This window comes from Burkholderia sp. 9120, assembly GCF_000745015.1.
Lineage (GTDB): Bacteria > Pseudomonadota > Gammaproteobacteria > Burkholderiales > Burkholderiaceae > Paraburkholderia.
Genome location: NZ_JQNA01000002.1, coordinates 311,750 through 338,320, shown reverse-complemented (window position 1 = coordinate 338,320; position 26,571 = coordinate 311,750). Strand labels below are relative to the sequence as shown.

The 26,571-nt window shown below is 63.7% G+C and carries 18 protein-coding genes; 10 read left to right on the top strand and 8 right to left on the bottom strand.

Annotation, left to right across the window (positions count from 1 at the left end):
- Window positions 1–44: 44 nt before the first annotated feature.
- The 3 genes from FA94_RS09770 to FA94_RS38560 form a co-directional block, all read right to left on the bottom strand.
- Window positions 45–845, bottom strand: coding sequence for an SGNH/GDSL hydrolase family protein (locus tag FA94_RS09770; protein ID WP_231584916.1), 801 nt, complete (start codon window positions 843–845; stop codon window positions 45–47).
- Window positions 842–1,966 carry an acyltransferase family protein gene (locus tag FA94_RS09765; RefSeq protein ID WP_035550175.1) on the bottom strand — a complete coding sequence of 375 codons (1,125 nt, stop codon included), beginning with the start codon at window positions 1,964–1,966 and terminating at the stop codon, window positions 842–844. Before FA94_RS09765 ends, FA94_RS09770 begins: the two co-directional genes overlap by 4 nt.
- Before the next feature lie 313 nt (window positions 1,967–2,279).
- Window positions 2,280–2,717, bottom strand: a complete 438-nt coding sequence (locus tag FA94_RS38560; RefSeq protein ID WP_231585166.1) for a hypothetical protein — start codon at window positions 2,715–2,717, stop codon at window positions 2,280–2,282.
- Here FA94_RS38560 and FA94_RS09760 point away from each other — a divergent pair.
- From FA94_RS09760 to FA94_RS09750, 3 genes are read left to right on the top strand one after another with little or no spacing between them, the layout of a single operon-like run.
- A complete protein-coding gene (locus FA94_RS09760) occupies window positions 2,689–4,791 on the top strand; it encodes an NHL repeat-containing protein (protein ID WP_408304516.1) in 2,103 nt (700 codons plus the stop codon). The genes FA94_RS38560 and FA94_RS09760 overlap by 29 nt on opposite strands.
- A 55-nt stretch (window positions 4,792–4,846) precedes the next feature.
- Entirely contained in the window at window positions 4,847–6,313 is a 1,467-nt protein-coding gene (locus tag FA94_RS09755; RefSeq protein WP_035550169.1) for a flippase, read from the top strand.
- Window positions 6,310–8,760, top strand: a complete 2,451-nt coding sequence (locus tag FA94_RS09750) for a glycosyltransferase family 4 protein (RefSeq protein ID WP_035550167.1) — start codon at window positions 6,310–6,312, stop codon at window positions 8,758–8,760. Before FA94_RS09755 ends, FA94_RS09750 begins: the two co-directional genes overlap by 4 nt.
- Window positions 8,761–8,988: 228 nt before the next feature.
- Here the strand turns inward: FA94_RS09750 and FA94_RS09745 are convergent, their stop codons facing one another.
- Entirely contained in the window at window positions 8,989–10,218 is a 1,230-nt protein-coding gene (locus FA94_RS09745) for an acyltransferase family protein (RefSeq protein WP_035550165.1), read from the bottom strand.
- A gap of 269 nt (window positions 10,219–10,487) precedes the next feature.
- Here FA94_RS09745 and FA94_RS39100 point away from each other — a divergent pair, with 269 nt between their 5' ends.
- Together FA94_RS39100 and galU are read left to right on the top strand one after the other, a co-directional pair.
- Complete coding sequence (locus tag FA94_RS39100) at window positions 10,488–10,631, top strand: hypothetical protein (RefSeq protein ID WP_176058197.1); 144 nt, start codon at window positions 10,488–10,490, stop codon at window positions 10,629–10,631.
- A gap of 306 nt (window positions 10,632–10,937) precedes the next feature.
- Window positions 10,938–11,867: a UTP--glucose-1-phosphate uridylyltransferase GalU gene (gene galU / locus FA94_RS09740; RefSeq protein ID WP_081935854.1), complete on the top strand. Its 930-nt coding sequence runs from the start codon at window positions 10,938–10,940 to the stop codon at window positions 11,865–11,867.
- Between the two features lie 267 nt (window positions 11,868–12,134).
- Here the strand turns inward: galU and FA94_RS09735 are convergent, their stop codons facing one another.
- Both FA94_RS09735 and FA94_RS09730 read right to left on the bottom strand, forming a co-directional pair.
- Window positions 12,135–14,306, bottom strand: coding sequence for a malate synthase G (locus FA94_RS09735; protein ID WP_035550163.1), 2,172 nt, complete (start codon window positions 14,304–14,306; stop codon window positions 12,135–12,137).
- A gap of 68 nt (window positions 14,307–14,374) precedes the next feature.
- Window positions 14,375–14,779 carry a GlcG/HbpS family heme-binding protein gene (locus FA94_RS09730; RefSeq protein ID WP_035550161.1) on the bottom strand — a complete coding sequence of 135 codons (405 nt, stop codon included), beginning with the start codon at window positions 14,777–14,779 and terminating at the stop codon, window positions 14,375–14,377.
- A 285-nt stretch (window positions 14,780–15,064) separates the two neighbouring features.
- Here FA94_RS09730 and FA94_RS09725 point away from each other — a divergent pair, with 285 nt between their 5' ends.
- Window positions 15,065–15,952 carry an MOSC domain-containing protein gene (locus FA94_RS09725; protein ID WP_035550158.1) on the top strand — a complete coding sequence of 296 codons (888 nt, stop codon included), beginning with the start codon at window positions 15,065–15,067 and terminating at the stop codon, window positions 15,950–15,952.
- Between the two features lie 42 nt (window positions 15,953–15,994).
- On the opposite strand, the gene FA94_RS09720 is transcribed toward FA94_RS09725, so the two are convergent.
- Window positions 15,995–16,375: a response regulator gene (locus FA94_RS09720; RefSeq protein ID WP_035550154.1), complete on the bottom strand. Its 381-nt coding sequence runs from the start codon at window positions 16,373–16,375 to the stop codon at window positions 15,995–15,997.
- Window positions 16,376–16,517: 142 nt separating this feature from the next.
- On the opposite strand from FA94_RS09720, the gene FA94_RS09715 reads away from it, so the two are divergent.
- A complete protein-coding gene (locus FA94_RS09715) occupies window positions 16,518–17,726 on the top strand; it encodes a GAF domain-containing sensor histidine kinase (RefSeq protein WP_035550151.1) in 1,209 nt (402 codons plus the stop codon).
- On the opposite strand, the gene cobA is transcribed toward FA94_RS09715, so the two are convergent.
- Window positions 17,723–18,496, bottom strand: coding sequence for a uroporphyrinogen-III C-methyltransferase (gene cobA / locus FA94_RS09710; protein ID WP_051980516.1), 774 nt, complete (start codon window positions 18,494–18,496; stop codon window positions 17,723–17,725). The two genes, FA94_RS09715 and cobA, sit on opposite strands and share 4 nt — an antisense overlap.
- Before the next feature lie 740 nt (window positions 18,497–19,236).
- Here cobA and nirB point away from each other — a divergent pair.
- Genes nirB through FA94_RS09695 form a run of 3 tightly spaced genes read left to right on the top strand, consistent with a single transcriptional unit; the run spans window position 19,237 to window position 26,506 of the window.
- Window positions 19,237–21,783 (top strand): nitrite reductase large subunit NirB, encoded by a 2,547-nt coding sequence (gene nirB, locus FA94_RS09705; protein WP_035550149.1) that lies wholly within the window; start codon window positions 19,237–19,239, stop codon window positions 21,781–21,783.
- 41 nt (window positions 21,784–21,824) lie between these two features.
- Entirely contained in the window at window positions 21,825–22,178 is a 354-nt protein-coding gene (gene nirD / locus FA94_RS09700) for a nitrite reductase small subunit NirD (protein ID WP_035550146.1), read from the top strand.
- A gap of 35 nt (window positions 22,179–22,213) precedes the next feature.
- Window positions 22,214–26,506, top strand: a complete 4,293-nt coding sequence (locus FA94_RS09695; protein ID WP_035550144.1) for a bifunctional nitrate reductase/sulfite reductase flavoprotein subunit alpha — start codon at window positions 22,214–22,216, stop codon at window positions 26,504–26,506.
- Window positions 26,507–26,571 lie beyond the last annotated feature (65 nt).

The following is a 26,571-nucleotide window of genomic DNA, read 5'->3' as shown; positions in this document are numbered from 1 at the left end:
TCGACACTCGCGCCCGGTAAAGCACATGGACCTGAAAAAGAGCCTCAACGTGTGCCGTCCAGCAGTTGCCGCACCATCGGTTCGACGACCCGGCAATCCTGTTCCGCCTTCAGGCGGTACAGGTCCGGCTTTGGATGCGCGCCGTCGGACATCAGCGTTTTCCAGTCCGGCAAGCTGCTCACGTACGCGAACTGGTCGACCAGCGGCACCTGCTGTTCGGCGGCCACGCGGCGCGTCATCGCAACCATCGCGGCGAGCCGCGCATTGAGACGGTTGTCGGGCATCGGGTTCGAGGTCTGCAGAACCGGCTGCTTGCCGAGCGCGCGGGCGCTCGTCACCAGCGCCGTTTCGGCCGCGTAAAACTGCTCGGGCGTCTGGTTCTGCATGACTTCGTTGATGCCGTAATTGATCAGTACGATCTGCGCGGGCGACGCGGCCAAACGCGCCTGCCACGGTAGACCGGCAGTGGGGCCGGCGCGGCGATTGCCCGTGCCGTCGCGCAACTGGGTGGCCATCGTGCCGCCCACGCCGTAGTTCGTGACAAGAACCCGCTCGCCGACGCGCGCCTGCAAATCGTCCTGCAGATACACGACGGCGTTGCGCGACTGCGGACCGCAGTGGCCGTCGCTGCAGGTGATGCCGAGCGTGGTCGAATCGCCGTAGGCTTCGATCAGCACCTGCGCCTGCGCGGCCCTGGCGGGCAGCGCCGCGGATGAGGTTTGCACCGCGTCGGCGCGGCTAGCGTGAGCCGTCAAACTCACGCAGGCCAGCGTCGCCGCAGCGGACCACGGCCGCATCCGCAGCCAGCTCCACGCGCTCGCGGCGAGCCCTGCGCGGCGACTCATGCGCGGCTTTGCGGCGCACGCGGCGCGGTCCCGGTCACGCCGGAACCGACACCTGAAGCGACGCCGGAACCGACACCCGACGGCGCCGGCGCGTGGCCGTTCGCTGCGCCGAAAATCAGCCGCTTCTCGAATGCGAACCACGTGATGCTGGCGTAGACGAGCGTGATCGCGAGCGCTAGCGCGGCGGTCACAAAGCGGTTGATCTGCAGCGGCCACAGCATGTACAGCACGCTCAGATGAATCAGATAGATCGTGTAGCTGATGGTGCCGATATAGACCAGCACGGGATTGCACAAAAGCCGCTTGACGATGCCCTTGCTCTGCAACGCGATCACCACGACCGACGTGCACAGCACCAGCGAAACGCTATAAAGCCCGGCGTTCGACAGCGGCGTATTGGCCGCGCGAAACCGCGGGTAGTGCAGGTGCAGCCAGGCCAGCACGGCGAGCGCCGCGAAAAACCCCAGCACGGCGAGACCCTTGTACGGTTCGAGTGCATCGCGATCGCGCCGCACGGCGACCGCCAGCAGCGCGCCGGCCGCGAGCAGATCCATGCGGAACGGCGTCAGGTAATAGATCGGCCAGAACGAATCGAACCACGGCGTGGCGAACCCGCGCAGCAACGGCACCAGTACGATCAGCGCGGCCGCCACGTAGCCGAGCACACGCTCGGGCAGCAGCAGGATCACGAACGGCCAGAAGATATAGAACTGCTCTTCGACCGCCAGCGACCACAGCACATTCAGGCTGTCGTGACCGCTCTGATTGAGCGCGTCGCCGATATTGGTCGCGAAGAACGCATACCACTGCCAGTGCTGCGCCCAGCCGAAGCCGAACAGGATCGACGACACCACCATCAGCAGCACGTACGGCGGCAGGATGCGGCGCGCCCGCCGTGCGTAGAAATAGCCGAAATACGACTGCTGGCGCGCCTTGCGCTCGAGCAGAATGCCGGTGATCAGAAAGCCGCTTAGAACGAAAAACAGATCGACGCCCATCCACAGCGGCGCTTTCAATGCGTGCTGCGCGAACACGGCGAGGACCGCGATGGCGCGCAAGCCATCGAGCTGCACGATGCGGCGAGAGTGAGAAGGTGATGAGGGCAGTGCGCTAGCAGTCATGAACCGTCCATGGTGTGAAGCGGGGAGGCCGCGCGAGGGTCGGCGCAGCGCAGGCACGCCCGCTTCGCGTCGCAACGAAAGTGCAATTGATTCTAGGGAAAAGAAAATCGCGAAAAAACGGGAATGAATTGGATAAATGAATCAGTTTGCAACAGGGTGTTTCGTTATCCATTCGCAATGGATTTTTATGCTTGTGTTCAGGCTTGTCGCGCCAATGACGCATCGCGTAATAAGTGCAGCCTGCCGTGCCATAACATCGGTAAAGATGAATCGCAACGTGCGGATGGAGAGGTGCGGCGTGGTTAATTTCCGGTTAATCGATTTTTAAATCGATTTCTTTCAGGATGCTTGAAGCGTCGAATATTTTTGAATTATTTTCGATTTTCGTCGCGAGGTTTTTTCCGCGTAATGTGAGCCGTGCGGATTGGGTGGCGAGGGAAGGCGCGTGCGCCGCACGCGCAGCCCGTTCACGGCGATCCGCCGCGTTGTCGTGCTCACGTTGTCCCGCTGTTTCGCTTGCGTGCCGGATGGCACGACCCGGTCTCACGTTCTTGTTCTGCTTCTTTCGATGCCCGCGCGGGCGTAGGTCCGCGCGCGGCGCCGCGCTGACTGGAGGAAATACCTTGCGCCGTTTCACGTTCAAAAGCTGGTTCGCTGTGCTCGCCTGTGCCACCGGCTTCGCCGCGGCATCGCTCAGCGTCACGGCCGGCGCGGAAACCGCGTTGAACGCGAAGACTTCATGGATCGGCAATACCTTCGGTTTCGGCGACGGCACCTGGGCGCAGATCAACATCACCGCGATCGCAGTCGCGCCCGACGGCAAGGTCTATACGAACGCACCGTGGGACGAAAGCGGCGCCGAAGCGAGCGTTTATCAGAACGGCAAGATGCTCGGCTTCGCGGGCGGCACGCACGGCTGGGGCAATAGCGGCGGCAGCGCGATCGCGGTGAACCGCAAGTATGCGTTCGTCGCGATCGGCGTCGGCAACGAGAAGGGGCGGCTGGTCGAACAGGGCGTATGGCCGGAGAAGGGCAAGCAGTGGTTCGGCATCTCGCGGCGGCAGATCGCCGACCCGAAGCTCGCCGCGCCGTTCCAGCCCGCCGCGAAGGCTGCGGATCCGCACGCGCAACTGGCGGCCGGCTTCCTGGTGATGAACGAAGTGCCGACCGGCACGAGCGCGGAGATCGGCGGCCTGGCGGCGAACGACAGCACGCTCTACGCGGCGAACACCGCACGCGATCGCATCGAGGTCTATGACGCCGAATCGATGCAGCAGAAAACCACCTGGAGCGTGCACGAACCGGGCCGCCTTGCGCTCGCGCCCGACGGCACGCTGTGGGTCTTGAGTGGCACGCGTAACGATCGCGCGCCGCACGTCGAGCACTACACGCCGACGGGCAAGCGCATCGACGAGACGCTGACGTTGCCGGCCGACACGGTGGCCGTCGATATCGCGGTCGACGCGCAAGGCCGCCTGCTGATCGCTGACAACGGCCCGCGTCAGCAGGTGCTGTTCTTTAGCAAAAGCAATGGCCGCTATGCGGAGTCGGGCTCGCTCGGCGAGCGCGGCGGCATCTTCAGCGGCGTCGCCGGCAAACCCGGGCCGCAGCGTTTCAACGGACTCACCGGCGTGGGCGTGGACGCGCGCGGCAACGTCTACGTGTCGACCAACGGCATCGGGCCGCGCTACGACCCGATCGGCGCGGGTCTCGGCGCGACGCTCGAAAGCTATGCGCCGGACGGCAAGCGCAACTGGCAGGTGCAAGGGCTGCTGTTCGTCGACGGCGCGTGGATCGATCCGGCGCGCCCCGACAGTGTCTATACCGGCAACAAGCGTTTCGAACTCGATCTGTCGAAGCCCGCCGGGCAGGACTGGAAATATGCGGGCTTTCTGTCGAACCGTTTCAAGTATCCGGACGATCCGGTGTTTCACACCGATCAGTATCCGGGCCTGCCGATCGCCCGTCAGTTGAAGGGCCGCACGTTCCTGTATCTGACGGACATGTACGCGGACCATCTGAAGATCTATCGCTTCGATCCGCAGCACGACGGCGAGACGGCGATTCCGTCGGGCTTCATCGCCGGGCGTGAGCGCGCAGTCGCGAAAGTGCCGAATGCGCCGCCGGGCGGCGACTGGATCTGGCGCGATACGAACGGCGACGGCAAGTTCAACACCGACGAATTCACACTTAACACGAGCGGCACGAAGCTCGCGGGCGGTTGGGGCTGGTGGGTGGATAGCGCCGGCGATATCTGGCGCACGCGCGACAGCAAGGGCATTTACCGCTTCCGGTTCGGCGGTCTCGATGCGAAGGGCAACCCGGTCTACTCGTATTCGAACCTGACGCAGTACCCGGTGCCGCCGCCGTTCACGGAACTGCATCGCGCGATTTACGAACCGGCCACCGACACGATGTACGTGACCGGTTACACGGCGGACACACCGGTCGATCGCGGCTTCTGGAAGGAAGTGGGCCGCGTGCTGGTGCGCTACGACAAATGGTCGAGCGGCAATCCGGTGCAGCGCTATTCGATCACGCTGCCGTGGCAGACGCAGAGCAAACCCATCGCCACGATCATCGGCCTGACCGTCGAGGGGCAATACCTGTTCGGCGTCGAACCGGTCGGCGCGGTGCACGTGTGGGACAAGGACAGCGGCAAGGAAGTCGGCGTGATCCGGCCGGGCCCGGAAGTGGGCCGCGCGTCCGGCTGGGTCGACGTGCCCAACGGCATCAGCGCCGCGAAGCGCGCCGATGGCGAGTACCTCGTGTTCGTCGAAGAAGACGCGCGCGGCAAAGTCATGATGTACCGGTGGAAACCTTGAAGCACTCCGTGATTCAGGCGCGCTTCAGCAACCGCAGTCAAAACCAAGGCATCCGATGGACAAAGGCATTCTCAAGAACGTAGCGATCAATTTCTTCGGGCTGGTCCTGCCGACCTTCGTCTCGCTCGTGACCGTGCCGTCGTATATCAAGCTGCTCGGCGTCGAGCGCTACGGCGTGATCAGTCTCGTGTGGACACTGATCGGCTACTTCGGGATTCTCGATCTCGGCATGAGCATGGCCGCGCAGAATCACATCTCGAAGGCGCGGGCTTCCGGCGACAAGGACGAGTGCGTGCGCGTGTTCTGGAGCGCGACATGGCTCAACCTGGCGACCGGCGTGATCGGCGGCCTGATCATCTATTTCGGCGCGTTTCTGTACACCGCGTATTTCACCAAGGTGTCGCCCGAGTTGCAGCACGAGGTGTATATGGCGCTGCCGTGGCTCGCGGTGGCGATTCCGATTGCCAATGTCTCGTGGGTGTTCGCCGGCGCGATCAACGGCGCGGAGCGCTTCGGTGTGTACAACACCAATCAGACCATCGGTACGTTCCTGTTCCAGTTGCTGCCGCTGGGCGCCGCGCTGTGGCTTGGCGCGACCTTGCAGAACGTGCTGGCCGCTGCCGTATTCGCGCGGATTCTGGCCGCGCTGATGCTGGGCCGTTCCGCGCTGAAGGTGCTGGAAATTCGGCGCATTCGGGCGCCGCAATTCGGCGTCGCGAAGGGGCTGTTCAACTTCGGCGGCTGGATGCTGATTGCGAGCGTCACCACGATGGTCGCCGACTCGCTCGACCGCGTGATGCTCGGCACGAGTCTCGGCGCGCGCTTTGTTACGTATTACACGGTGCCGCAGAACCTCGTGACGCGGCTCAATATCGTGCCGACCGCGCTGGTGCGCACGCTGTTTCCGCGTTTGTCCGCCGTGGGTCGCGCCGACGCCGACGCCATCACGCAGCAGTCGCTCGAATTTCTCAATGGCGTGTTCACGCCGGTCGCGCTGGTCGCGATGCTGGTGCTCGATCCGTTCCTGCATCTGTGGGTCGGCAATGAGATCGCGACCGTGGCCGCGCCGGTGGGCCGGATCATGATCATCGCCGTGTGGCTCGTCGGGCAGGCGAATGTGACGCGGATTCTGATCCAGTCGCAGGTTCATCCGGCGACCGCCGCGCGGGTCGGTTTGTTCGAATTGCCCTTGTTTGCCGGGGCATTGTGGTTCGGCATCTCGCATTTCGGTCTGACCGGCGCGGCGGTGGCAGTGGCCGGCCGCGCGCTGTTCGACTACGCGGTGCTGCTGCATTTCGCCGCGATTCGCGCACGCCAGATCGCGCTCGACATGCTCGCCCATCTCGCGTTTCTGCTGGCCAGCCTGTGGCTCGCCAGCTTTCTGCCGGGTCTCGCGCTGGCGATCGTGGCCGGCCTGCTGATGGTCGGCGCGAATCTCGCCTGGTCGTTCACGATGACCCCCGCTTTGCGCGATCTTGCGCGTTCACTGCTGTTGCGACTGAATCCGAGGAAAAGCGCATGAACCACGAAGTCCTTGAAGACGAAGCCGTGCTGCGACCCGCGACGCGCAGCGCACTGGCCGAGCTCACCAGCGTGCCTGGCGTGCAGGCGCCGCCGCGCCGCGCCGCGTTGCGCGCCGATAAAACCGTGCGCGTGGCGATCGTGCACGACTGGCTCGTTACCTATGCGGGCGCCGAGAAGGTGCTCGAGCAGATCGTTGCGTGCTTTCCGGATGCGGATCTGTTCAGCCTGGTCGATTTTCTCGACGACCGCAGCTTTCTGCGCGGCAAGCGGGTGACGACCTCGTTCATCCAGAAACTGCCGCTCGCGCGCACCAAATACCGCACCTATCTGCCGCTGATGCCGCTCGCGATCGAACAACTCGACGTCTCCGCGTACGACGTGGTGATTTCGAGCAGCCACGCGGTGGCCAAGGGCATTCTGACCGGGCCCGACCAGGTGCATATCAGCTACGTGCATTCGCCGATCCGTTACGCGTGGGATTTGCAGCACCAGTATCTGCAGCAGTCGAAACTGACCAACGGGCCGAAGTCGGCCATGGCGCGGCTGATTCTGCATTACATCCGCAACTGGGATATCCGTACGTCGAACTCGGTGGATGGCTTTGTCGCCAACTCGGATTTCATCGCGCGGCGCATCAGGAAGGTTTATCAGCGCGACGCGCAGGTGATCTTTCCGCCAGTGGACGTGGAAGCGTTTTCGCTCTGCACCGACAAGGAAGATTTCTATCTGACCGCCTCGCGGATGGTGCCGTACAAGAAGATCGACCTGATCGTCGAGGCGTTCGCGCGGATGCCCGAGCGCAAGCTGGTCGTGATCGGCGACGGCCCCGACATGCAGAAAATCCGCGCGAAAGCGGGGCCGAACGTGGAGATCATGGGCTACCAGCCGTTCAAGGTGCTGAAGGACCGCATGAGCCGCGCCAAGGCGTTCGTCTTTGCCGCCGAGGAGGACTTCGGTATCTCCGTGGTCGAGGCGCAGGCCTGCGGCACGCCGGTGATCGCCTACGGCAAGGGTGGCGCGCTCGAAACCGTGCGCGACGTGTCCGAGTCGCGGCCCACCGGCATGTTTTTTGACGAGCAGAATGTCGAGTCGATCATTGCGGCGCTCGAGCGTTTCGACGACCACGTGAAGCGTTTTTCGCCCGCGGACTGCCGTCATAACGCCGAGCAATTTTCCGCGGCGCATTTCCGCGAACGCTTCTTCTCGCATGTGCGCGCCGCGGTGCCGGCATTGCGCACCGCGACGCTGCCGCCGTACGTGCCGTACAAGGCGGAAGCCGCGGCCGGCGCGCCGCGCATTCTGGCCGTCGATCAAAGCGGCGTGCTCGGCGGCGCCGAGTTGTCGCTGCTGGAAATCGTCAAGGCGTTGCGCTCGCGGATCGAGGTCGTGCTGTTCGACGACGGCCCGTTCCGCACGGCGCTCGCCAAAGCCGGTGCGAGCGTCGAGGTGCTGGAAGCCGGCGCGTTGCGTAATGTGCGCAAACAGGGCGGTTCGCTGCCGAAGGGCCAGGCGCTGAAGGGGCTGCTCTCGCTCGTGCGCGCCACCGCGAAACGCGCGCGCAAGGTCGACGTGATCTACGCGAACACCCAGCGCGCGATGGTGATCGGCGCGCTCGCCGGCAAGCTCGCGCGGCGGCCGGTGGTGTGGCATCTGCGCGATATTGTCAGCCCCGAGCATTTCGGCGGCAAGCAACTGGCCATCATCAAGTGGTGCGCGCGGTTCGGTCTCGCGCACGTGATCGCCAATTCGGCGGCGTCGGCGCGCGCGTTCACCGAACTCACGCAGTTCGACGGGAAACGCGTCGACGTGGTGTTCAACGGCATTTCGGCCGCGCCGTTCGACGCGCTGCGCACGGTGCCGCAGGCCACGCTGCGCCAGCGGCTGAATCTGCCGCAGGACGCGTTTCTGGTCGGCTCGTTCAGCCGCCTCGCGCGCTGGAAAGGGCAGCACGTGCTGCTCGAAGCCATGGTGCTGAATCCGCAGATGCACGCGGTGCTGGTCGGCGCGCCGCTGTTCGGCGAAGACCAGTACGAGATCGAATTGCATGCGTTCGTGGCCGCTCACAATCTGGGCGAGCGGGTGCATTTTCTCGGCTTCCAGCACGATATCGCGGCCTGCATGTGCGCGGTCGACGCGGTCGTTCATACGTCGATCACGCCGGAGCCGTTCGGCCGCGTGATCGTCGAAGGCATGCTCGCGCAGCGGCCGGTGGTGGCGGCGCGTGCGGGCGGCGTGCTGGAGATCGTCGACGACTATGAGAACGGCGTGCTGTGCACTCCCGGCGACGCGCACGGTCTCGCCGATACGCTCGCCGAACTGCGCTCGAACGACGAACTGCGCAACCGGCTGGTCAGGAACGGCTATCAGACGGCGCTGAGCCGTTTCGGCACGACAACCTATGTGGACGGTGTCGCGCGGATTCTGAAGGGCGTGGCGGGGCGGTAAAACGGTCCGGCGGCGGCTTTAAGTTCTGGCCTCAGTGTTTCCTGGGGCTTGGGACTTTCATGCCGCCGCCGGCAGTGACGGTTCCGGGAGCAAGTCTGTGAAGCGGGCTTTAAAGCGGTTTTGACGCGGGGGTGTAGGCAGGGGCTTGGCCGGTTCCTGTCGTTGGCGCAGCGGAGCGAAAGTCTCGGGACTTTCGCTCCGTTTTTTTCGCGTGGGATCGCGTGGAATTCAGGCCGGCGTCCCAGTCGCTTTTTTGGGTTTAAAACTCGCGGACCATTTCATGGCCGGCAACTCGACCAGCCGGTAGAACACATACGCGACCGGAATGGCCACCAGCATGTAGCCGAACGACGGCCAGATCGTCATTTGCAGCGACGAGCGGAACAGCAGCGACGACAGCAACACGAAGATCGGCAGATGAATCAGATACAGCGAGAAGCTGAAATCGCCTAAGCGCGACAGCACACGTGTGCCCCACGCATTGCCTTGAGTCGCGTTGCCGCGGTCCAGCGCCTGGTACAGATAGAACGCGAAGCCGATCGCCCAGAACTGGAACGCGCCGTACTGACCGAAATGGAACGCCGCGCAGCCCAACGCGATAAAGCCGGCGGCCAGCGCGTAGAGCCACACCGGCGAGCGCTTCTTCTGCGGCGTGCCGGAGGAGGCTTTGGCGTCGGCGATCCACGCGCCGAGCGTCCACGCGAACCAGTACGACGTGAAGAACTGGATATCGTGCCGTTCGAGCACATAGGCCGATACCACATTGACGACGGCGACCAGCGCCAGCACGTTGGTCATGCCGATCCGGCGACGCAGCGCGAACAGCAGCGGATAGATCGCGTAGAACTGCACTTCGAGCGACAGTGTCCACAGTGCGCCGTTCGAGCCGTACGTCTTGCCGGCCACGCCTTGCAGTGAGAACAGATTGACGAGGAACGCCTGCAGGCCGATCTCGCGGATCTTGTGGCTGACGGGCGGCAACTGCAGGCTGAACCAGTCGAGCGCGAAGGTCAGCAGCAGCGCCGCGAGCAGCACCGGATAAATCCGCGCGAACCGGCGCACCCAGAAATTGCCCGCGTCGAGCCGGTAGGCCGGATTGGCGGCGAGCCGCAACGCGCCGCTGCGATGAATGCAGTAACCGCTAATCACGAAGAAAATCGGCACACCCGCCGAGCCCCATGCAATCGGAAAGGTCAGATACGCGGCCAGCGTATTCAGACTGAACGAATGCCCCGCATTCTGGTGAAACGCCTGCATGCCGACCCACTCGATCTGCCGGCAATGAAAATACGCGACCAGCAACGCGGCGAAACCCCGCATGGCGTCGATCACATGCTCCTTGCCGACGCTCGTGGCGCGTGCTTCGTCCTGCGCGCGCGCCACGCGGACGGCTCGTGGCGAAGAAGGCGGCAGATGCGGCAGGGATGAGCCGGCGGCATCGAGTGCGGGGTCGCTCATGCGCGGTCCTTGGTTTGAAGGAGGTGAAAGGTAAAAGGCAAAGGCGGGTGAATGCGGACGGATGGGCGCATGCCGTGCACGCCCGCGGTGCGTTACATCGTAGTGCAGCGCGGCGGCAAAAAAATCGCTAAAAAATTGCGGAATGAATTGAATTGGGTAACGATTTTGTGACGAATTGTAATTGAGCATAAGCAGATGCGGCGCTGAATTATTTACTGCTTTTGTCATGCTAATTTAAGTCACGGATTCTCTTGACCCGAGGTGAAGTCATGAACCTGCATTTACTCGCCGGCATTGCCGTGCTGTTGCTCCTTGTCGCCGCCTCCGCTTACCGGGAAGCGCTGCGCAACGAGCCGATCCGCCGTTACCGGGTGACTTCGGGCAAGCTGCCCCAGCACGACGAGAACGAATGAAGTACCCAATCTGGCGGGCCTCCGCGGCGGCGTGCGTCGCGTGACCCGACGCACGCCGCTGAACCGCGCAACTGAGCCTGACAAGTAAGATTTTCGGAATTTCGGAAAAATAATTCGATTGAGATACGTAATTGTTGCTGGCCGTTTATCACGATGCGACATATCGAAATTCAATCCAATTATTTATTCGGGGCGAGAAAATTTTCACGTATGAACCCGTTTGATTTTTTTGCTAGTCTTGCCGGCGGCATCGATTGGCCGCCGGGCCCGCGAACACTCTAATTTCTAACCGATGGAATGCCTACCATGCTGAAAGTCACCAAAGCCGTGTTTCCCGTAGCGGGCCTCGGGACACGATTCCTGCCGGCTACCAAGGCAAGTCCGAAAGAAATGCTGCCGGTCGTCGACAAGCCGCTGATTCAGTACGCGGTGGAAGAAGCGGTTGCGGCCGGCATCACCGAGATGATCTTCGTGACCGGCCGCAGCAAGCGCGCGATCGAAGATCATTTCGACAAGTCGTACGAGATCGAAGCCGAGCTCGAAGCGCGCAACAAGCAGAAGCTGCTGGATCTCGTGCGCAGCATCAAGCCGGCTAACGTCGACTGTTTCTATGTGCGTCAGGCCGAAGCGCTCGGTCTGGGCCACGCGGTGCTGTGCGCCGAGAAACTGGTGGGCGAGAGCCCGTTCGCCGTGATTCTGGCCGACGACCTGCTGCACAGTTCGAAGCCGGTAATGAGCCAACTGGTCGATACGTTCAACCACTATCACAGCTCGGTGATCGGCGTCGAAACCATTGCGCGCGAAGACAGCCGCTCGTATGGCGTGGTGGATGGCCGCGAGTGGGAAGACAACGTGATCAAGATGTCGGGCATCGTCGAAAAGCCGGCGCCGGACAAGGCGCCGTCGAATCTCGGCGTGGTGGGGCGCTACGTGCTGATGCCGACCATCTTCAAGCATATCCGCGCGCTGAAGCCGGGCGCAGGCGGTGAGCTGCAATTGACCGACGCGGTGCAGTCGCTGCTGACCGAAGAGCAGGTGCTCGCGTATCGCTACTTCGGCACGCGTTTCGATTGCGGCAGCAAGCTCGGCTATCTGAAGGCGACGGTGGAATTCGCGCTGCGCCATCCGGAAGTGAAAGAGGAATTCGAGGCGTATCTGCAGGCTTATATGCAGGGTAAAGGGCAGATCAATGGCCAGGCCGGCACGGCGACGCAATACACGGCCGAAGCGGCTTGAGGATTTGAACGGTCGAGGGCTCTGATGAGCCCCAAGGCGGAGCCGGCGATCGGCGCGAGTTGAGCCGGGCGCACCAGGCGCGACTCGTGTCGATTGGGAAACGGCGGCCGCTGCAAACGCATCACGCAGAAGCAACGCGCAGCAGCACCGCGCACATTAAAACGGGCACCACTTTATTGCGTGGCGCCCGTCTTTTTTTGCGCGGTTCGAACGTCGTGATCAAACGCCGTTCAAGCCATTCAAGCCGCGCTGAAGGCAGAAAACCGCTCAGCCTTTCTTCACTTCCAGCCGGAACTTATGCAGCAACGGTTCCGTATAGCCGCTCGGCTGCTGACGTCCTTCGAACACCAGCGCCTGCGCGGCCTTGAACGCGATCGTGTCGAAGCCCGGCGCCATCGGCAGGTAATGCGGGTCGCCGGCATTCTGCTCGTCGACCACCTTCGCCATGCGCCTGAACGTCTCCTCGACCAGCTCACGCTTCACCACGCCGTGGTACAGCCAGTTGGCGATATGCTGGCTCGAAATGCGCAACGTGGCGCGGTCTTCCATCAGGCCGACGTTGTGAATGTCCGGCACCTTCGAACAGCCCACGCCCTGATCGATCCAGCGCACCACGTAACCGAGAATGCCCTGCACGTTGTTGTCGATCTCGCTGCGGATTTCGTCGTCGCTCCACTTCGCCGCTTCGACGACCGGAATCGTCAGCAGGCCGTCGAGCAGTTCGTCGCGCACCTGTGCGTAATCCGTGCGCTCCAGTTGCTGCTGGACCGCTTGCACGTCGACCTGGTGATAGTGCAACGCATGCAGCGTGGCGGCGGTCGGCGAGGGCACCCAGGCGGTGTTGGCGCCGGCCTTCGGATGCGCGATCTTCTGTTCGAGCATGGCGTGCATCAGATCGGGCATGGCCCACATGCCCTTGCCGATCTGCGAGCGGCCACGCAGGCCCGCGCTCAAACCGACCAGCACGTTGCTGCGCTCGTACGCGGCGATCCATGCGCTCGACTTCATGTCGCCCTTGCGCATCATCGGACCCGCTTCCATCGCCGAGTGCATCTCGTCGCCGGTACGGTCGAGGAAACCGGTGTTGATGAACGCGACACGCTCCGACGCTTCGGCGATACAGGCGAGCAGGTTCACGCTGGTGCGGCGCTCCTCGTCCATGATGCCCATCTTGATCGTATTGCGCGGCAGCTTCAGCAGGTCTTCCACCCGCGCGAACAGCTCGCTTGCGAACGCGACTTCGGCCGGGCCGTGCATCTTCGGCTTGACGATATAGATCGAACCGGTGCGCGAATTCAGTTGCTGCTTGCGGTCGTGCAACGCGCACAGCGTGGTGATCACGGCGTCGAGAATGCCTTCCGGAATCTCCGCGCCGTCTTTCGTCAGCACCGCGGGATTGGTCATCAAATGACCGACGTTGCGGATGAACAGCAGCGAGCGGCCATGCAGCACCACCGGCGCCGTACCGTTCGCGGCAACGTACACGCGATCCGCGTTCAGACGGCGCGTGAAGGTCTTGCCGTTCTTCGTGACTTCTTCGGTCAGCTCGCCGTTCATCAGGCCGAGCCAGTTGCGATAAAGCAGGACCTTGTCGTCCGCATCCACCGCCGCGACCGAGTCTTCGCAGTCGATGATCGTGCTCACCGCCGCTTCGACCACCACGTCTTTCACGTGCGCGGAATCGGTCTTGCCGATCGAGTCGTTCGCGTCGATCTGGATCTCGAAGTGCAGGCCGTTGTGCTTGAGCAGCACCGCCGACGGCGCGCTCTCTTCGCCCTGATAGCCGATGAACTGCGCCGGCGTTTTCAGTTCGCCGGTGCCGTTCTTCAGCGTGACGACCAGCTTGCCGCCTTCGACGCTATAGCGGGTCGCGTCGGCATGCGAGCCGTTCGCGAGCGGCGCGGCCTGATCGAGGAATTCGCGTGCATAGGCGATCACCGCGGCGCCGCGCACCGGGTTGAAGGCCTGCTGTTTTTCCGCGCCGTTCGTTTCGGGAATCGCGTCGGTGCCGTACAGCGCGTCGTACAGGCTGCCCCAGCGCGCGTTCGCCGCGTTCAGCGCGTAGCGCTGATTCGACAGCGGCACCACCAGTTGCGGGCCGGCCTGTTCGGCGATTTCGGTGTCCACGTGGTCGGTCGTGGCTTTGACGCTGGCGGGCATGGGCACGATATAGCCAATGCCTTCGAGAAACGCGCGATACGCACGCAGATCGCGCACCGGGCCCGGATTGGCGCGATGCCAGCCGTCGAGTTCGGTTTGCAGGCGGTCACGCTCGGCCAGCAGCGCACGGTTTTTGGGCGCCAGCTCGTGCACGAGGGCGTCGAAACCCGACCAGAAAGCTGCGCTGTCGATTCCGGTGCCGGGCAGGGCTTCGGTTTCGACGAACTGGTCGAGGTTGGCGGCGACCTGCAGTCCGCCGCGCGGGTTCATCTGAGTCATCGACTGCTCCATCTGTCTGAATGGGGCCGATGAGGGGGCATCGGCCCGCGTTGAGCTACAACTGCGGTTTAAACGGCCAGCGCCTGAATGCCGGCTTTGGCGATCTGTGCATCCTGATCGGACTTGACGCCCGACACGCCGACCGCGCCGATCACGTGGCCTTCGACGATCACCGGCACGCCGCCTTCCAGGGTGCCCAGCAACGGCGCGCTCAGGAACGCGGTGCGGCCGTTGTTGATCATGTCTTCGTATACCTTGGTTTCACGGCGGCCGATCGCCGAAGTGCGGGCCTTTTCCGTCGCGATGTACGAACTGGCCGGCGCGCTGCCGTCCAGCCGCAGCATGCCCAACTGGTGGCCGCCATCGTCGACCACCACGATCGCGACGGCCCACTGATGCTTCTCGGCCTCGGCGCGAGCGGCCTCGAGGATGCGGGTCGTTTCGGCGACGGTCAACACGGGTTTGCTCAGCATAATGAATTTCCTGTCTCGGGTTATGGTAAGGATGCTTCTATAAATTCAATCCAGTGACGCTTTGACGCTAAGCGAGGGCCGTCGCGCAGCCCGGTGATTTTACGTCCAAGCGCGGTTCGAACAAACCGCTGCATGACGCATGCCGGCTATCGGTGATGCGGCGAAGGCGGTTCGAAGCGGACGCGCCGTCCTGCCGGGCCTTACAATCGAGCTTCAAAGACCAGCTTCAAAGCTGAGCTTCAAAGACCAACCACCTGAGCGCCGCCCCACGCGCCGACCCACACCATGCCGACCATCAGCGAGCTTTTCGTCTATCCGATCAAATCCTGCGCGGGCATCGCATTGAGCGAAGCGCGCCTGCTTGCCACCGGGCTCGAATACGATCGGTGCTGGATCGTCGTCGACCCGGCCGGCGCGATGCTCACGCAGCGTGCGTATCCGCGCATGGCGCTGATCAAGGTCGAACTCGGCGACACGGAGCTCGTGATTCGCGCGCCCGGCATGAGCGAATTGCGCACGCCGCTCGACGCCGCGCGGCTCGATGCGCCGCGTAAAGTGCAGACCCAGGTCTGGCGGGACGCGGCCTATGGTCTCGACACCGGCGAGGCCAGCGCGGCCTGGTTCTCCACGTTTCTCGGCGTGCCGGCGCGGCTGCTGCGTTTCGATCCCGAGCACGAGCGTACCGTCGATCCGGATTACACCGGGAGCACCGGCGGCGCCAACACGTTATTCGCCGATGGTTTTCCGCTGCTGGTGGTCGGCCAGGCGTCGCTCGACGATCTGAACACGCGGCTGCAACGCAAGGGCGCGCCGTCGATTCCGATCGACCGGTTCCGCCCGAACGTCGTGCTGACGGGGCTCGACGCATACGAGGAAGACTACGTGGAGACGTTGAGCGTCGATGCCGGCGACGCGGCTGATGGGGTCGCCGCGGTGCAACTGCAATTGGTGAAGACCTGCGCGCGCTGTCCGATGCCGACCGTCGACCAGGCGACGGGCGCACCCGATCCGGACTGGCCGGACGAGCCGACCGACACGATGAGCACATACCGGGCGAATCCGCAGCGCAACGGTGCGTTGACGTTCGGCAATAACGCGCTCGTGGCGAGCGGCGCCGGAGCGTGGTTGCGGGTGGGGCAGACGGTCGAGGCGGAGTTGGGCTTCGGTGATTGAAACGCCGCTTGAAACGCTGCTCAAACCACGCCTAACCCCCGCTCAATGCCGCCTCGATCCGTTCAACGCGGCGAGAATCACCGGCATCGGCACGGGTTTGACGAAATGGTGATTGAAGCCCGAACGTAGCGATTCACTGCGTTCCTCGGCGCGTTGGAGTCCGCTGACCGCGACCAGGGTCGGCGCCGGCACATCGCCGACGGAGCGGATCCGGCGCGCCACCGCGCGCCCGTCGAGGCGCGGCATCTCGACGTCGAGCAGCGCGGCGGCCGGATGCCAGGCGCAATACTGCGCCAGCGCGTCGAGCCCGTTGCGGGCGGTGCGGATGTCGAAACCCTGGGCGCTGAAATAGAGCGTGTAGGCGGCCAGCAGATCGGGGTCGTCGTCGGCGATCAGCAGGCGAGCCGTTTCCTGAGTAAACATCGGCTTCCCCTATGAATATTCCTGGTATGTGTATTCCTGGTAGTGAGCAATTTGAAGTCCCGATAGAATTATTGCGCGACGTTTTTTCGTTTTCCGGCCCGCTCTCAGGCCCTCCGCGCAAAACATCCAGCACCATTTATTTATGACGAATCTACCGCTCGGCAATAGCGAAGACGCGCAAATCGCGCGCGACATCGAGGCGGTCCAGCGTATCGGCGCTGTGCCCGCGATCCTGCGCCTGATCTGCAAAAACACGGGGATGGGCTTCGCCGCCGTGGCCCGGGTCTCTGAGCGTAGCTGGACCGCCTGCGCGGTGCAGGACGAAGTGAATTTCGGCCTGATGGCGGGCGGTCAGCTCGAACTGCAGACCACGCTGTGTTTCGAGTCGCGCGCGGCGCGGGCCACCATCGTGATCGACAATTTCGGCAAGGACCCGGTTTATCACGGCCATCACACGGCGCGAATCTACCAGCTGGGCAGTTATATTTCCGTGCCGATCATTCTTCCCGACGGCAGCTATTTCGGTAATCTCTGCGCGATCGACCCGAATCCGGCCGAGGTCTCGAACCCGCGCACGCTGAGCATGTTCGAAGGATTCGCCGACCTGATCGCGATGCAGCTCGTGACCGAAGGGCGTCACGAAGCCGCGCAAACGGCCCTGATTCGCGAGCGGGAAACCGCCAGCCTGCGTGAGCAGTTCATCGCCGTGCTCGGCCACGATCTGCGCAATCCGCTGTCGGCGGTCAGCGCGACCGCCGAACTGCTGTCGTTACGCAAGAACGAGCCCGATCTCGTGAAAATCGGCCAGCGCCTGAAATCTTCCACGTTGCGCATGGCGCGTTTGATCGACGACGTGATGGACTTCGCGCGTGGCCGGCTTGGCTCGGGCATCGGCGTGTCGATCGACGAGGTCGACGATCTGGCCGGCGCGCTGCGGGCGGTGGTCGCGGAAGTGCGCGAGGCCAATCCGCAGCGTCTGCTCGCCGACGACATCGCGATTACCACGCCGGTGCGCTGCGACCGCACGCGCGTGCAGCAGTTGCTGTCGAATCTGCTCGGCAATGCGGTGACGCACGGCGACGCGGAGTTTCCGGTGCGGGTGCAGGCGCGCATCGAGCGCGCCGAGCTGGTGCTGACGGTGATCAACGGCGGCAACGAAATCGCCGCGGACGTGTTGAGCAAAGTGTTCGAGCCTTATTGGCGGCCGCCCACCAGCAAGCCCGGCGGCGGCCTGGGGCTGGGCTTGTATATCTGCAAGCAGATCGTTTCCGCGCACGGCGGCACGATGGAAGTCCGGTCGTCGGCGCAAGAGGGCACGTGTTTCGTAGCGCGCTTGCCGACCGGCGTTTAAGCGTATCGGGCGGCAAGGTCGGGAAATCGACTCATGCCGTCAAGACGGAATGCTTCGCTCTCGCCAATCGCATCGCCCACCAGAATCACCGCGGGGCTGCCGAAGCCGGCGCTCGCGGCATCCGCAGCCAGGCGGTCGAGCTGAGTCGCGAGGCGCCGTTCGTCGGCGCCACCCGCCCATTGCACGACGGCGGCCGGCGTATCGGCCGGTAGATTGGCAAGCAACGCGGCGGCAAGACTTTCGATACGCCGCATCCCCATATAGATCGCCAGCGTGGTGCGTGTGGCGGCGAGCGCGGCCCAGTCCGGCTCGTCGTGATTCTCCGTGTGAGCGGTGACGAAGCTCACGCCGTGGCAATGGCGCCGATGCGTGAGCGAAATGCCCAGCGCCGCCGCGGCCGCGAAGCCCGACGAAATCCCGTTGACGATCTCCACGGTAATCCCCGCCTCGCGCAGCACCGCGATCTCTTCACCCGCGCGCCCGAACAGCAGCGCTTCGCCGCCTTTCACCCTTACCACGTGCAAGCCCTTGAGCGCGTAGCGCCGCATCAGCCGCTCGATAAATGCCTGCGGTGTCGAGCGGCAGCCGCCGCGCTTGCCGACGCGAATCACGCGCGCTTGCGGTGCAAGGGTCACGATCTCGGGATTCGCGAGATCGTCGAGCAGCACGACGTCAGCGGATGCGAGCGCTTTCGCCGCCCGCAGCGTCAGCAGGTCGAGGTCGCCGGGTCCCGCGCTCAATAGCGTGACCTTGCCGGGGTTCGTGTTCATCGCGATGTTCCTGGTGGTTCGTGGTGGTTCGTTTCGTGATGCGTGCAGGCGGCCGGTAGTCGCACCGTCGGCGTAAAAAAAAGCGTCCGCACGTGATTATCACGAGCGGACGCCGTTGTCCGTTGCTTTCTGATTTCGCTTCTGGCGAAAACCGCTTCTGGTGAAAACGAAACACCGCGCTGTGTTTCGTTCGAGGCCAATGCGGTGCTTCATGCCATGCATGTCATGCGCTCGTTCGGGCCGCGTTGCCGGAACGGTTCAACGGTGACTGATGCAAGGACTACGCCACGCATGGGCACTGCGGGTTCGAAGTCACGCCACGCGTCGCCGGCCGCTTCATCAATGCAGCGTTGACGTTCCCCTTCGTTAGCCGGGCGCCGCACGCGTACAGTGCTGCGTCGCACCATCCCTGTGCTTTACTGCATCAAAACGCATCGCGCCGGTAGCTTGCCGCACGCGCGTGCCATTCCCGTTCAAGCCCCGCGCCACGGCCTCGCCGCGTGCAATTCATCGCATTGGCACGGCCTTTGCATAATGCCGTGCCATCGGATCAACGTGGATCCGTCGCGAGCGCAATACAAAGTGCTCGCCGCAGCACAGGTCAGGACAACGGCGTCCCCCGGATTCAGTCATCGACTGGATTCGCGGGACGCCGTTTTTGTTTCCGGAAGCGTTTTTCGCTGCTGTCGCGCGGCGGCGCATGAACCCCAGCAAGCCCAGCACATGAGGACACCGCGGTCATGAAAATCATCGTTATCGGTCACGGGATGGTCGGCCACAAACTGGTTGAATGCCTGGCGCAAATTGCCGCGCACGGGCTCGACATCACCGTGCTGTGCGAAGAGTCGCGGCCGGCCTACGACCGCGTGCATCTGTCGGCGTTCTTCGCGGGCAAGAGCGCCGACGATCTGTCGCTGGTCGAGCCGGGTTTCTTCGAACGGCAGAACGTGCTGCTCAAACTGAACGCGAAAGCGGTCGCGATCGATCGCGACGCGCGCACCGTGACGGTCTCGACGGGCGAGACCTTGCCCTATGACAAGCTGGTGTTCGCCACCGGCTCGGTTCCGTTCGTGCCGCCGGTGGCGGGCCGCGAGCGCGCCGACTGCTTCGTGTACCGCACCATCGACGATCTCGAAGCGATGCAGGAATGCGGCGCGCGCTCGACTACGGGTACGGTGGTGGGCGGCGGGCTGCTCGGTCTCGAATGCGCGAAGGCGCTGCGCGATATGGGCCTGCAAACGCATGTGGTGGAATTCGCGCCGCGTCTGATGGCGGTGCAGCTCGACGACGGCGGCGGCCGCGTGCTGCGCACCAAAATCGAAGAACTCGGCGTGACGGTGCACACGCAGAAGAACACCACGGCGATCGTGGATGGCGAAGCCGGCACGCACCGCATGCAGTTCGCCGACGGCAGCCATCTCGACACCGACATGATCGTGTTCTCCGCGGGCATCCGTCCGCGCGACGACCTGGCGCGCGAAAGCGGCCTGACGCTCGGCGCGCGCGGCGGCATCGTGATCGACAACGCGTGCCGCACCAGCGACCCGCACATCTACGCGATCGGCGAGTGCGCGTTATGGAACGGCCAGTTGTTCGGCCTCGTCGCACCGGGCTACGAAATGGCACGCGCGGTGGCGAAACAGTTGCAGGGCGAAACGACCGGGGCCGAATTCGCCGGCGCCGACATGAGCACCAAACTGAAGCTGATGGGCGTCGACGTGGCGAGTATCGGCGACGCGCACGGCAACACGCCGGGCAGTCGCGCCTATCAGTTCAGCGACGAACGCAAGCAGGTCTACAAGAAGCTGGTGGTCTCCGAATGCGGCAAGTATCTGCTGGGCGGCGTGATGGTCGGCGACGCGAGCGAATACGGCACGCTGTTGCAGATGATGTTGAACCGCATCGAGCTGCCGGAGGCGCCTGAATTCCTGATCCTGCCGCAAGCCGACGGCACCGCCAAACCGGCGCTCGGCGTCGACGCGTTGCCCGACGCCGCGCAGATCTGCTCGTGCAACAACGTATCGAAGGGCGCGTTGTGCGCGGCGGTCGGTGCGGGCGCAACCGATATCGGCGCGCTCAAGTGCGCGACCGGCGCGGGCACCTCGTGCGGCGGCTGCGTGCCGCTCGTCACGCAGGTGATGAAGGCCGAGATGAAAAAGCAGGGGCTCGCTGTCAGCAACCATCTGTGCGAACACTTTCCGTTTTCGCGCCAGGAGTTGTATCACCTCGTGCGGATGGGCGAAGTGCGCAGCTTCGGCGAATTGCTCGCGAGGCACGGTCATGGTCTCGGTTGCGATATCTGCAAGCCGGCGGCGGCGAGCATTCTCGCGTCGTGCTGGAACGAATTCGTGCTGAAGAAAGAGCACGCGCCGCTGCAGGACACCAACGATTACTACCTCGCCAATATCCAGCGCGACGGCACGTACTCGGTCGTGCCGCGCATGGCGGGCGGCGAAGTGACGCCCGACGGCTTGATCGCCGTCGGCCAGGTCGCGAAGAAATACGGGCTGTACACGAAGATCACCGGCGGTCAGCGGGTCGATCTGTTCGGCGCGCGCGTCGAGCAATTGCCGCTCATCTGGGAAGAACTGATCGCCGCCGGTTTCGAATCCGGCCATGCGTACGGCAAATCGCTGCGCACGGTGAAGTCGTGCGTCGGCTCGACGTGGTGCCGCTATGGCGTCGGCGATTCGGTCGGGCTCGCGGTCGAGATCGAGAACCGCTACAAAGGTCTGCGTACGCCGCACAAGATCAAGTTCGGCGTGTCGGGCTGCACCCGCGAATGCGCGGAAGCACAGGGCAAGGACGTCGGCATCATCGCCACCGAAAAGGGCTGGAATCTCTACGTGTGCGGCAACGGCGGCATGAAGCCGCGCCATGCCGAACTGCTCGCGTCGGATCTGGATAAAGACACGTTGGTGCGTTACATCGACCGCTTTCTGATGTTCTACGTGCGCACGGCCGACCGTCTGCAGCGCACCAGCGTGTGGCGCGACAACCTCGAAGGCGGACTCGCGTATCTGATCGACGTGGTCGTCCACGATCGTCTTGGCGTGGTCGCCGAACTCGAAGCGGACCTGCAGCACGTGGTCGATACGTACGAATGCGAATGGAAGAAGGCCGTGACCGATCCGGAAACGCGCAAGCGCTTCCGTCACTTCGTCAACAGCAGCGAGCCGGACCGCAACGTGACGTTCGTCGAAGAGCGCGGCCAGATCCGGCCGGCCACGCCCGCCGAACGGCAAACCCGGCTGGCGGCGATTCCGGTCGTCGTCGAAACCGTCTGATCCCATTCACGCGTGTTGCGTTATTTACCGAGGACTTCGCCATGAACCAAGACCGTGTGCCGCGTGTCTGGCAGCCCGTTTGCCCGCTCGATGAAATCGTCCCCAACACGGGCGTCTGCGCGCTCGTCAACGGCGAGCAGGTGGCCGTATTTCACGTGCACGACAGTCATGCACACGCCACCGTCTACGCGATCGAGAACTTCGATCCGGGCTCGCAGGCGGCGGTGCTGTCGCGCGGACTGATCGGCAGTCTCGGCGAACGCGTCGTGGTCGCTTCGCCGATCTACAAGCATCACTTCGATCTGCGTACCGGCGAGTGCCTGGAAACGCCCGCGTATTCCGTCAGCGCGTTCGATACGCGCGTGGAAAACGGTCAGGTGTGGGTCGCCGTTTGATCGCCCGCTAACTGTATTGAGCCACGTTGCCCGCCATGTCTTCCTCTAACGTTAAAACGGTATGCCCTTACTGCGGCGTTGGCTGCGGCATGGTGCTGCACGTCGAGGACGGACAGGTCGTGAAGATTTCCGGCGACAGGGAACATCCGGCCAACTTCGGACGGCTCTGCACGAAGGGGCAATCGGCGCACGTTGCGTTGCGCAAGTCAGGGCGTCTGGAAGGCGCGTTCGTGCGTCACGCGCGCGACCAGGATCCGGCGCCGCTGCCCATGGCGCAGGCGATCAGCAGCACGGCGGCGCGCTTGCGCGGCCTGCTCGACGAACATGGACCGGACGCACTGTCGTTCTACGTGTCCGGGCAGATGTCGATCGAAGCGCAGTACCTCGTCAACAAGCTCGCCAAGGGTTTCGTCGGCACCAACAATATCGAATCGAACTCGCGTCTGTGCATGGCGAGCGCGGGCAGCGGCTACAAGCTGTCGCTCGGCGCGGACGGCCCGCCGGGCTCGTATGACGATCTCGATCACGCCGACGTGTTCTTCGTGATCGGCGCGAATATGGCCGACTGTCACCCGATTCTGTTCCTGCGGATGATGGATCGCGTGAAGGCCGGCGCGAAACTGATCGTTGTCGATCCGCGCCGCAATACGACCGCCGACAAAGCCGATCTGTTCATGCAGATCAAACCGGGCACCGATCTCGCGTTGCTCAACGGCCTGCTGCATCTGTTGCACGAAAACGGCCAGACGGATACCGCTTTTATCGCCGAGGTTACCGAGGGCTGGGACGCGATGCCCGCGTTTCTGGCGGATTACACGCCTGAGAATGTTGCGCGCATCACGGGCTTGCCCGCCGAAGCGATTCGCCGCGCGGCCCAGATGATCGGCACGGCAAAAGAGTGGATCAGCTGCTGGACCATGGGCCTGAATCAAAGCACGCACGGTACGTGGCATACCAACGCGATCTGCAACCTGCATCTGGCGACGGGCAAGATCTGCCGGCGCGGCAGCGGGCCGTTTTCGCTAACCGGCCAGCCGAATGCGATGGGCGGCCGCGAAATGGGCTACATGGGTCCGGGTTTGCCGGGCCAGCGGTCGGTGCTGGTGGAGGAAGACCGCGCGTTTATCGAGGCGCTTTGGGAGATTCCACCCGGCACGTTGAAGACCGAAGTCGGCACCGGCACGATCGATATGTTCACGCGCATGGCCGCGGGCGAGATCAAGGCCTGCTGGATCATCTGCACGAATCCGGTGGCGAGCGTCGCGAACCGGCAGAACGCGATTGCCGGTTTGCGCGCGGCGGAGCTGGTGATTTCGCAGGACGCGTTTCTCGACACCGAGACGAATCGCTACGCCGACGTGCTGCTGCCCGGCGCGTTATGGGCCGAAGCGGAAGGCGTGATGATCAACTCGGAGCGCACGCTCACGCTGATGCAAAAGGGCATCGAGCCGCCGGGCGCGGCGTTGCCGGACTGGCAGATCATTGCGCGCGTGGCGTGTGAAATGGGTTTTGCCGAGGCCTTCAGCTATGAGAGCGCCGACGAAGTGTTCGCGGAAATCACGCGGGCGTCGAATCCGAAAACCGGCTACGACCTGCGTGGCGCGAGCCATCGGCGGTTGAAGGAAACACCGTTGCAATGGCCGCTGGCGGCGGACGATTCGAACGCACGCAATCCCGTGCGTTACGTCAACGACGGCGTCAGCCAGACGTTGAAAGCGTTGCCGGACGGCAGCCATCCACGGCTCGCGTTTCCGACCGCCAGCGGACGCGCGATGTTTTTCGCACGCGCTTATGCGGCGCCGGCCGAATTGCCCGATCGCGAATTTCCGATCGTGCTGAACACCGGCCGTTTGCAGCATCAATGGCACACCATGACCAAGACCGGCAAGGTCGCGATGCTCAACAAGCTGAACCCCGGGCCGTTCGTCGAGATTCATCCCGAGGATGCGGCCACGCTCGGTATCAAGGCCAAAGACCCGGTGGAGATTCGTTCGCGCCGCGGCCGCGCGGTGTTGCCGGCGGTCGTGACCGAACGCGTGAGCGCGGGCCACTGCTTCGCGCCGATGCACTGGAACGACGTGTTCGGCGACGACCTGTGTATCAACGCTGTGACAAGCGATGCAATCGATCCGGTCTCGCAGCAACCCGAACTCAAGTTTTGCGCGGTCGCGTTGAGTGCGGTGCGCGTGGAGGTTGGCGAGTCGGTTTTGAACGATGACGCGGTTAAGTTTGCCGCCGCATCTGCATCTGCATCTGCATCTGCATCTGCGTTGGCGGTGGGCGCGACCGCCACGTCGGTGGATGTTGCAACGGCCAGCGCCGAGGATCTGTCTATGCCGCATATCGAAGCACTCACCCGTTTGTTGCAATTGCCGCCGACGCCCGCGCCGTCGTTCTCCGATGCCGAGCGGACTTATCTGGCGGGTTTCGTCAGTGGCTTGCGCTCGGCGCGGGAGCAGGGCGTTAGTGGAGACAGCAGCGCCGTGCCGGTTTTGCCGATCAGCGCGCCGTTCGATGCAACAAAACGCCTCTACCTGGACGGTTTGCTCGCGGGGCTGTTTAGCCGCAGCGCGCCGCTCGCTGCATCAGCGGCCATGCCCACCTCGCTCGCGCACACGCCCTCAGACACGTCGCAAACATCCGGCGTGCGGATCGCACGCGCACGGCCCAAGGTCACGCTGCTATGGGCCTCGCAAACCGGCAATACCGAATCGCTCACCGAGCGCTACGCCACGCGTCTGATGGAGTCGGGTTTTGAAATCCGTACCTCGTGCATGGCGGATTACGACGTGTCGGCGCTGGCCAAAGCGCAATACGTGTTGCTGATGACCAGTACGTTCGGCGATGGCGATCCCCCCGACAACGCGCAAAGTCTCTGGACGGAATTGGGCACGGACGCAGTTGCGAACGCAGCCACGGACGCCGCGCCCCGTCTCGACGGCGTGCGCTTCGCGGTCCTCGCGCTCGGCGACCGCAACTACGATCAATTTTGCGGCCACGGTCGTCGCCTCGACGAACGGCTCGCGGCCAAAGGCGCGCGGCGACTGATGGAGCGAGTCGATTGCGACAGCGACTATCAGCAAAGCGCCGACGCGTGGCTCGAACGCATCATCGTGCGCATTAAAGAGGAAGATGCCGCGCTACATGCGGTGCCGCCCGGCGGCATGATCAACGCGGTGATCCCCGGCGCCGTGCCGAGCAAAGCGCAGCCGGCCGCGTCGCGGCTCGTCGCGAATCTGCGTCTGAACAAGCAGGGCGCGGCGAAAGACACGCGCTACTTTTCACTCAGCACGAACGAATCCGGCCTCGAATACGAAACGGGCGACGCGCTGGGCGTCTGGCCGAGCAATTGTCCGGAGCTGGTCGATGAATTGATCGGCCTCACCTGCACCAACGCCGACGCGTTGGTACAGGTGGCGGGCGCGGGCGAGATGCGTCTGGCCGACGCGCTGCACCGGCACTACGAGATCGCACGGCCGAATCCGGATGCGCTCGCGTTGATCGCCGCGCGCAGCGATAACGGCAAGGGCAGCGGTAAAGGCGCGCTGCGCGATCTGCTGACGCCCGAGCGCAAGGCCGACCTCAAGCAATGGTTGTGGGGGCAACAGCTAGCCGACGTGTTGCACGAGTTTCCGGTGAAGCTCACCGCCGCCGAATTGACCGGCATGCTCAAACGCCTGCAACCGCGCCTGTATTCGATCGCCTCGAGTCCGAAAGCGCATCCTCGCGAAGTGCATCTGACGGTTTCCGCCGTGCGTTACAGCAATGGCCGGCGTCATCGCAAAGGCGTGTCGTCGACGTTTCTCGCCGATCGCGCCGGCGACGTCGACGTGCCGGTGTTCGTGCAGAAGTCCGCGCATTTCCGGCCGCCTCACGGCGCGGACACACCGATGATCATGGTCGGCCCCGGCACCGGCGTCGCACCGTTTCGCGGCTTTCTGCACGAGCGGCGTGCACGTGGCGACAGCGGGCGCAACTGGCTCTTCTTCGGCGAGCAGCATGCGTCGTCCGATTTCTACTATCGCGACGAACTCGAGGCCATGCGCGACGACGGTCTGCTCAACCGGCTCGACGTCGCGTTCTCGCGCGACCAGGCGGACAAGATCTATGTGCAGGACCGCATGCGCGAGCAGGGTGCGCAACTGTGGTCGTGGCTCGAAGACGGTGCGCATTTCTACGTCTGCGGCGACGCCAATCGCATGGCGAAAGACGTCGACGCCGCGTTGAAGGACATCGTCGCGCGACACGGCGGCATGAGCGACGAAAAAGCGCTCGACTACGTGAGCCGCCTCGCGCGCGAAAAGCGCTATGCACGCGACGTTTACTGAAGATTGAGACGGTGTGAAAAGCGGCCCGCCGAGGTCGAAGTTTCAGGTTTCAAAGAGTACGCAGG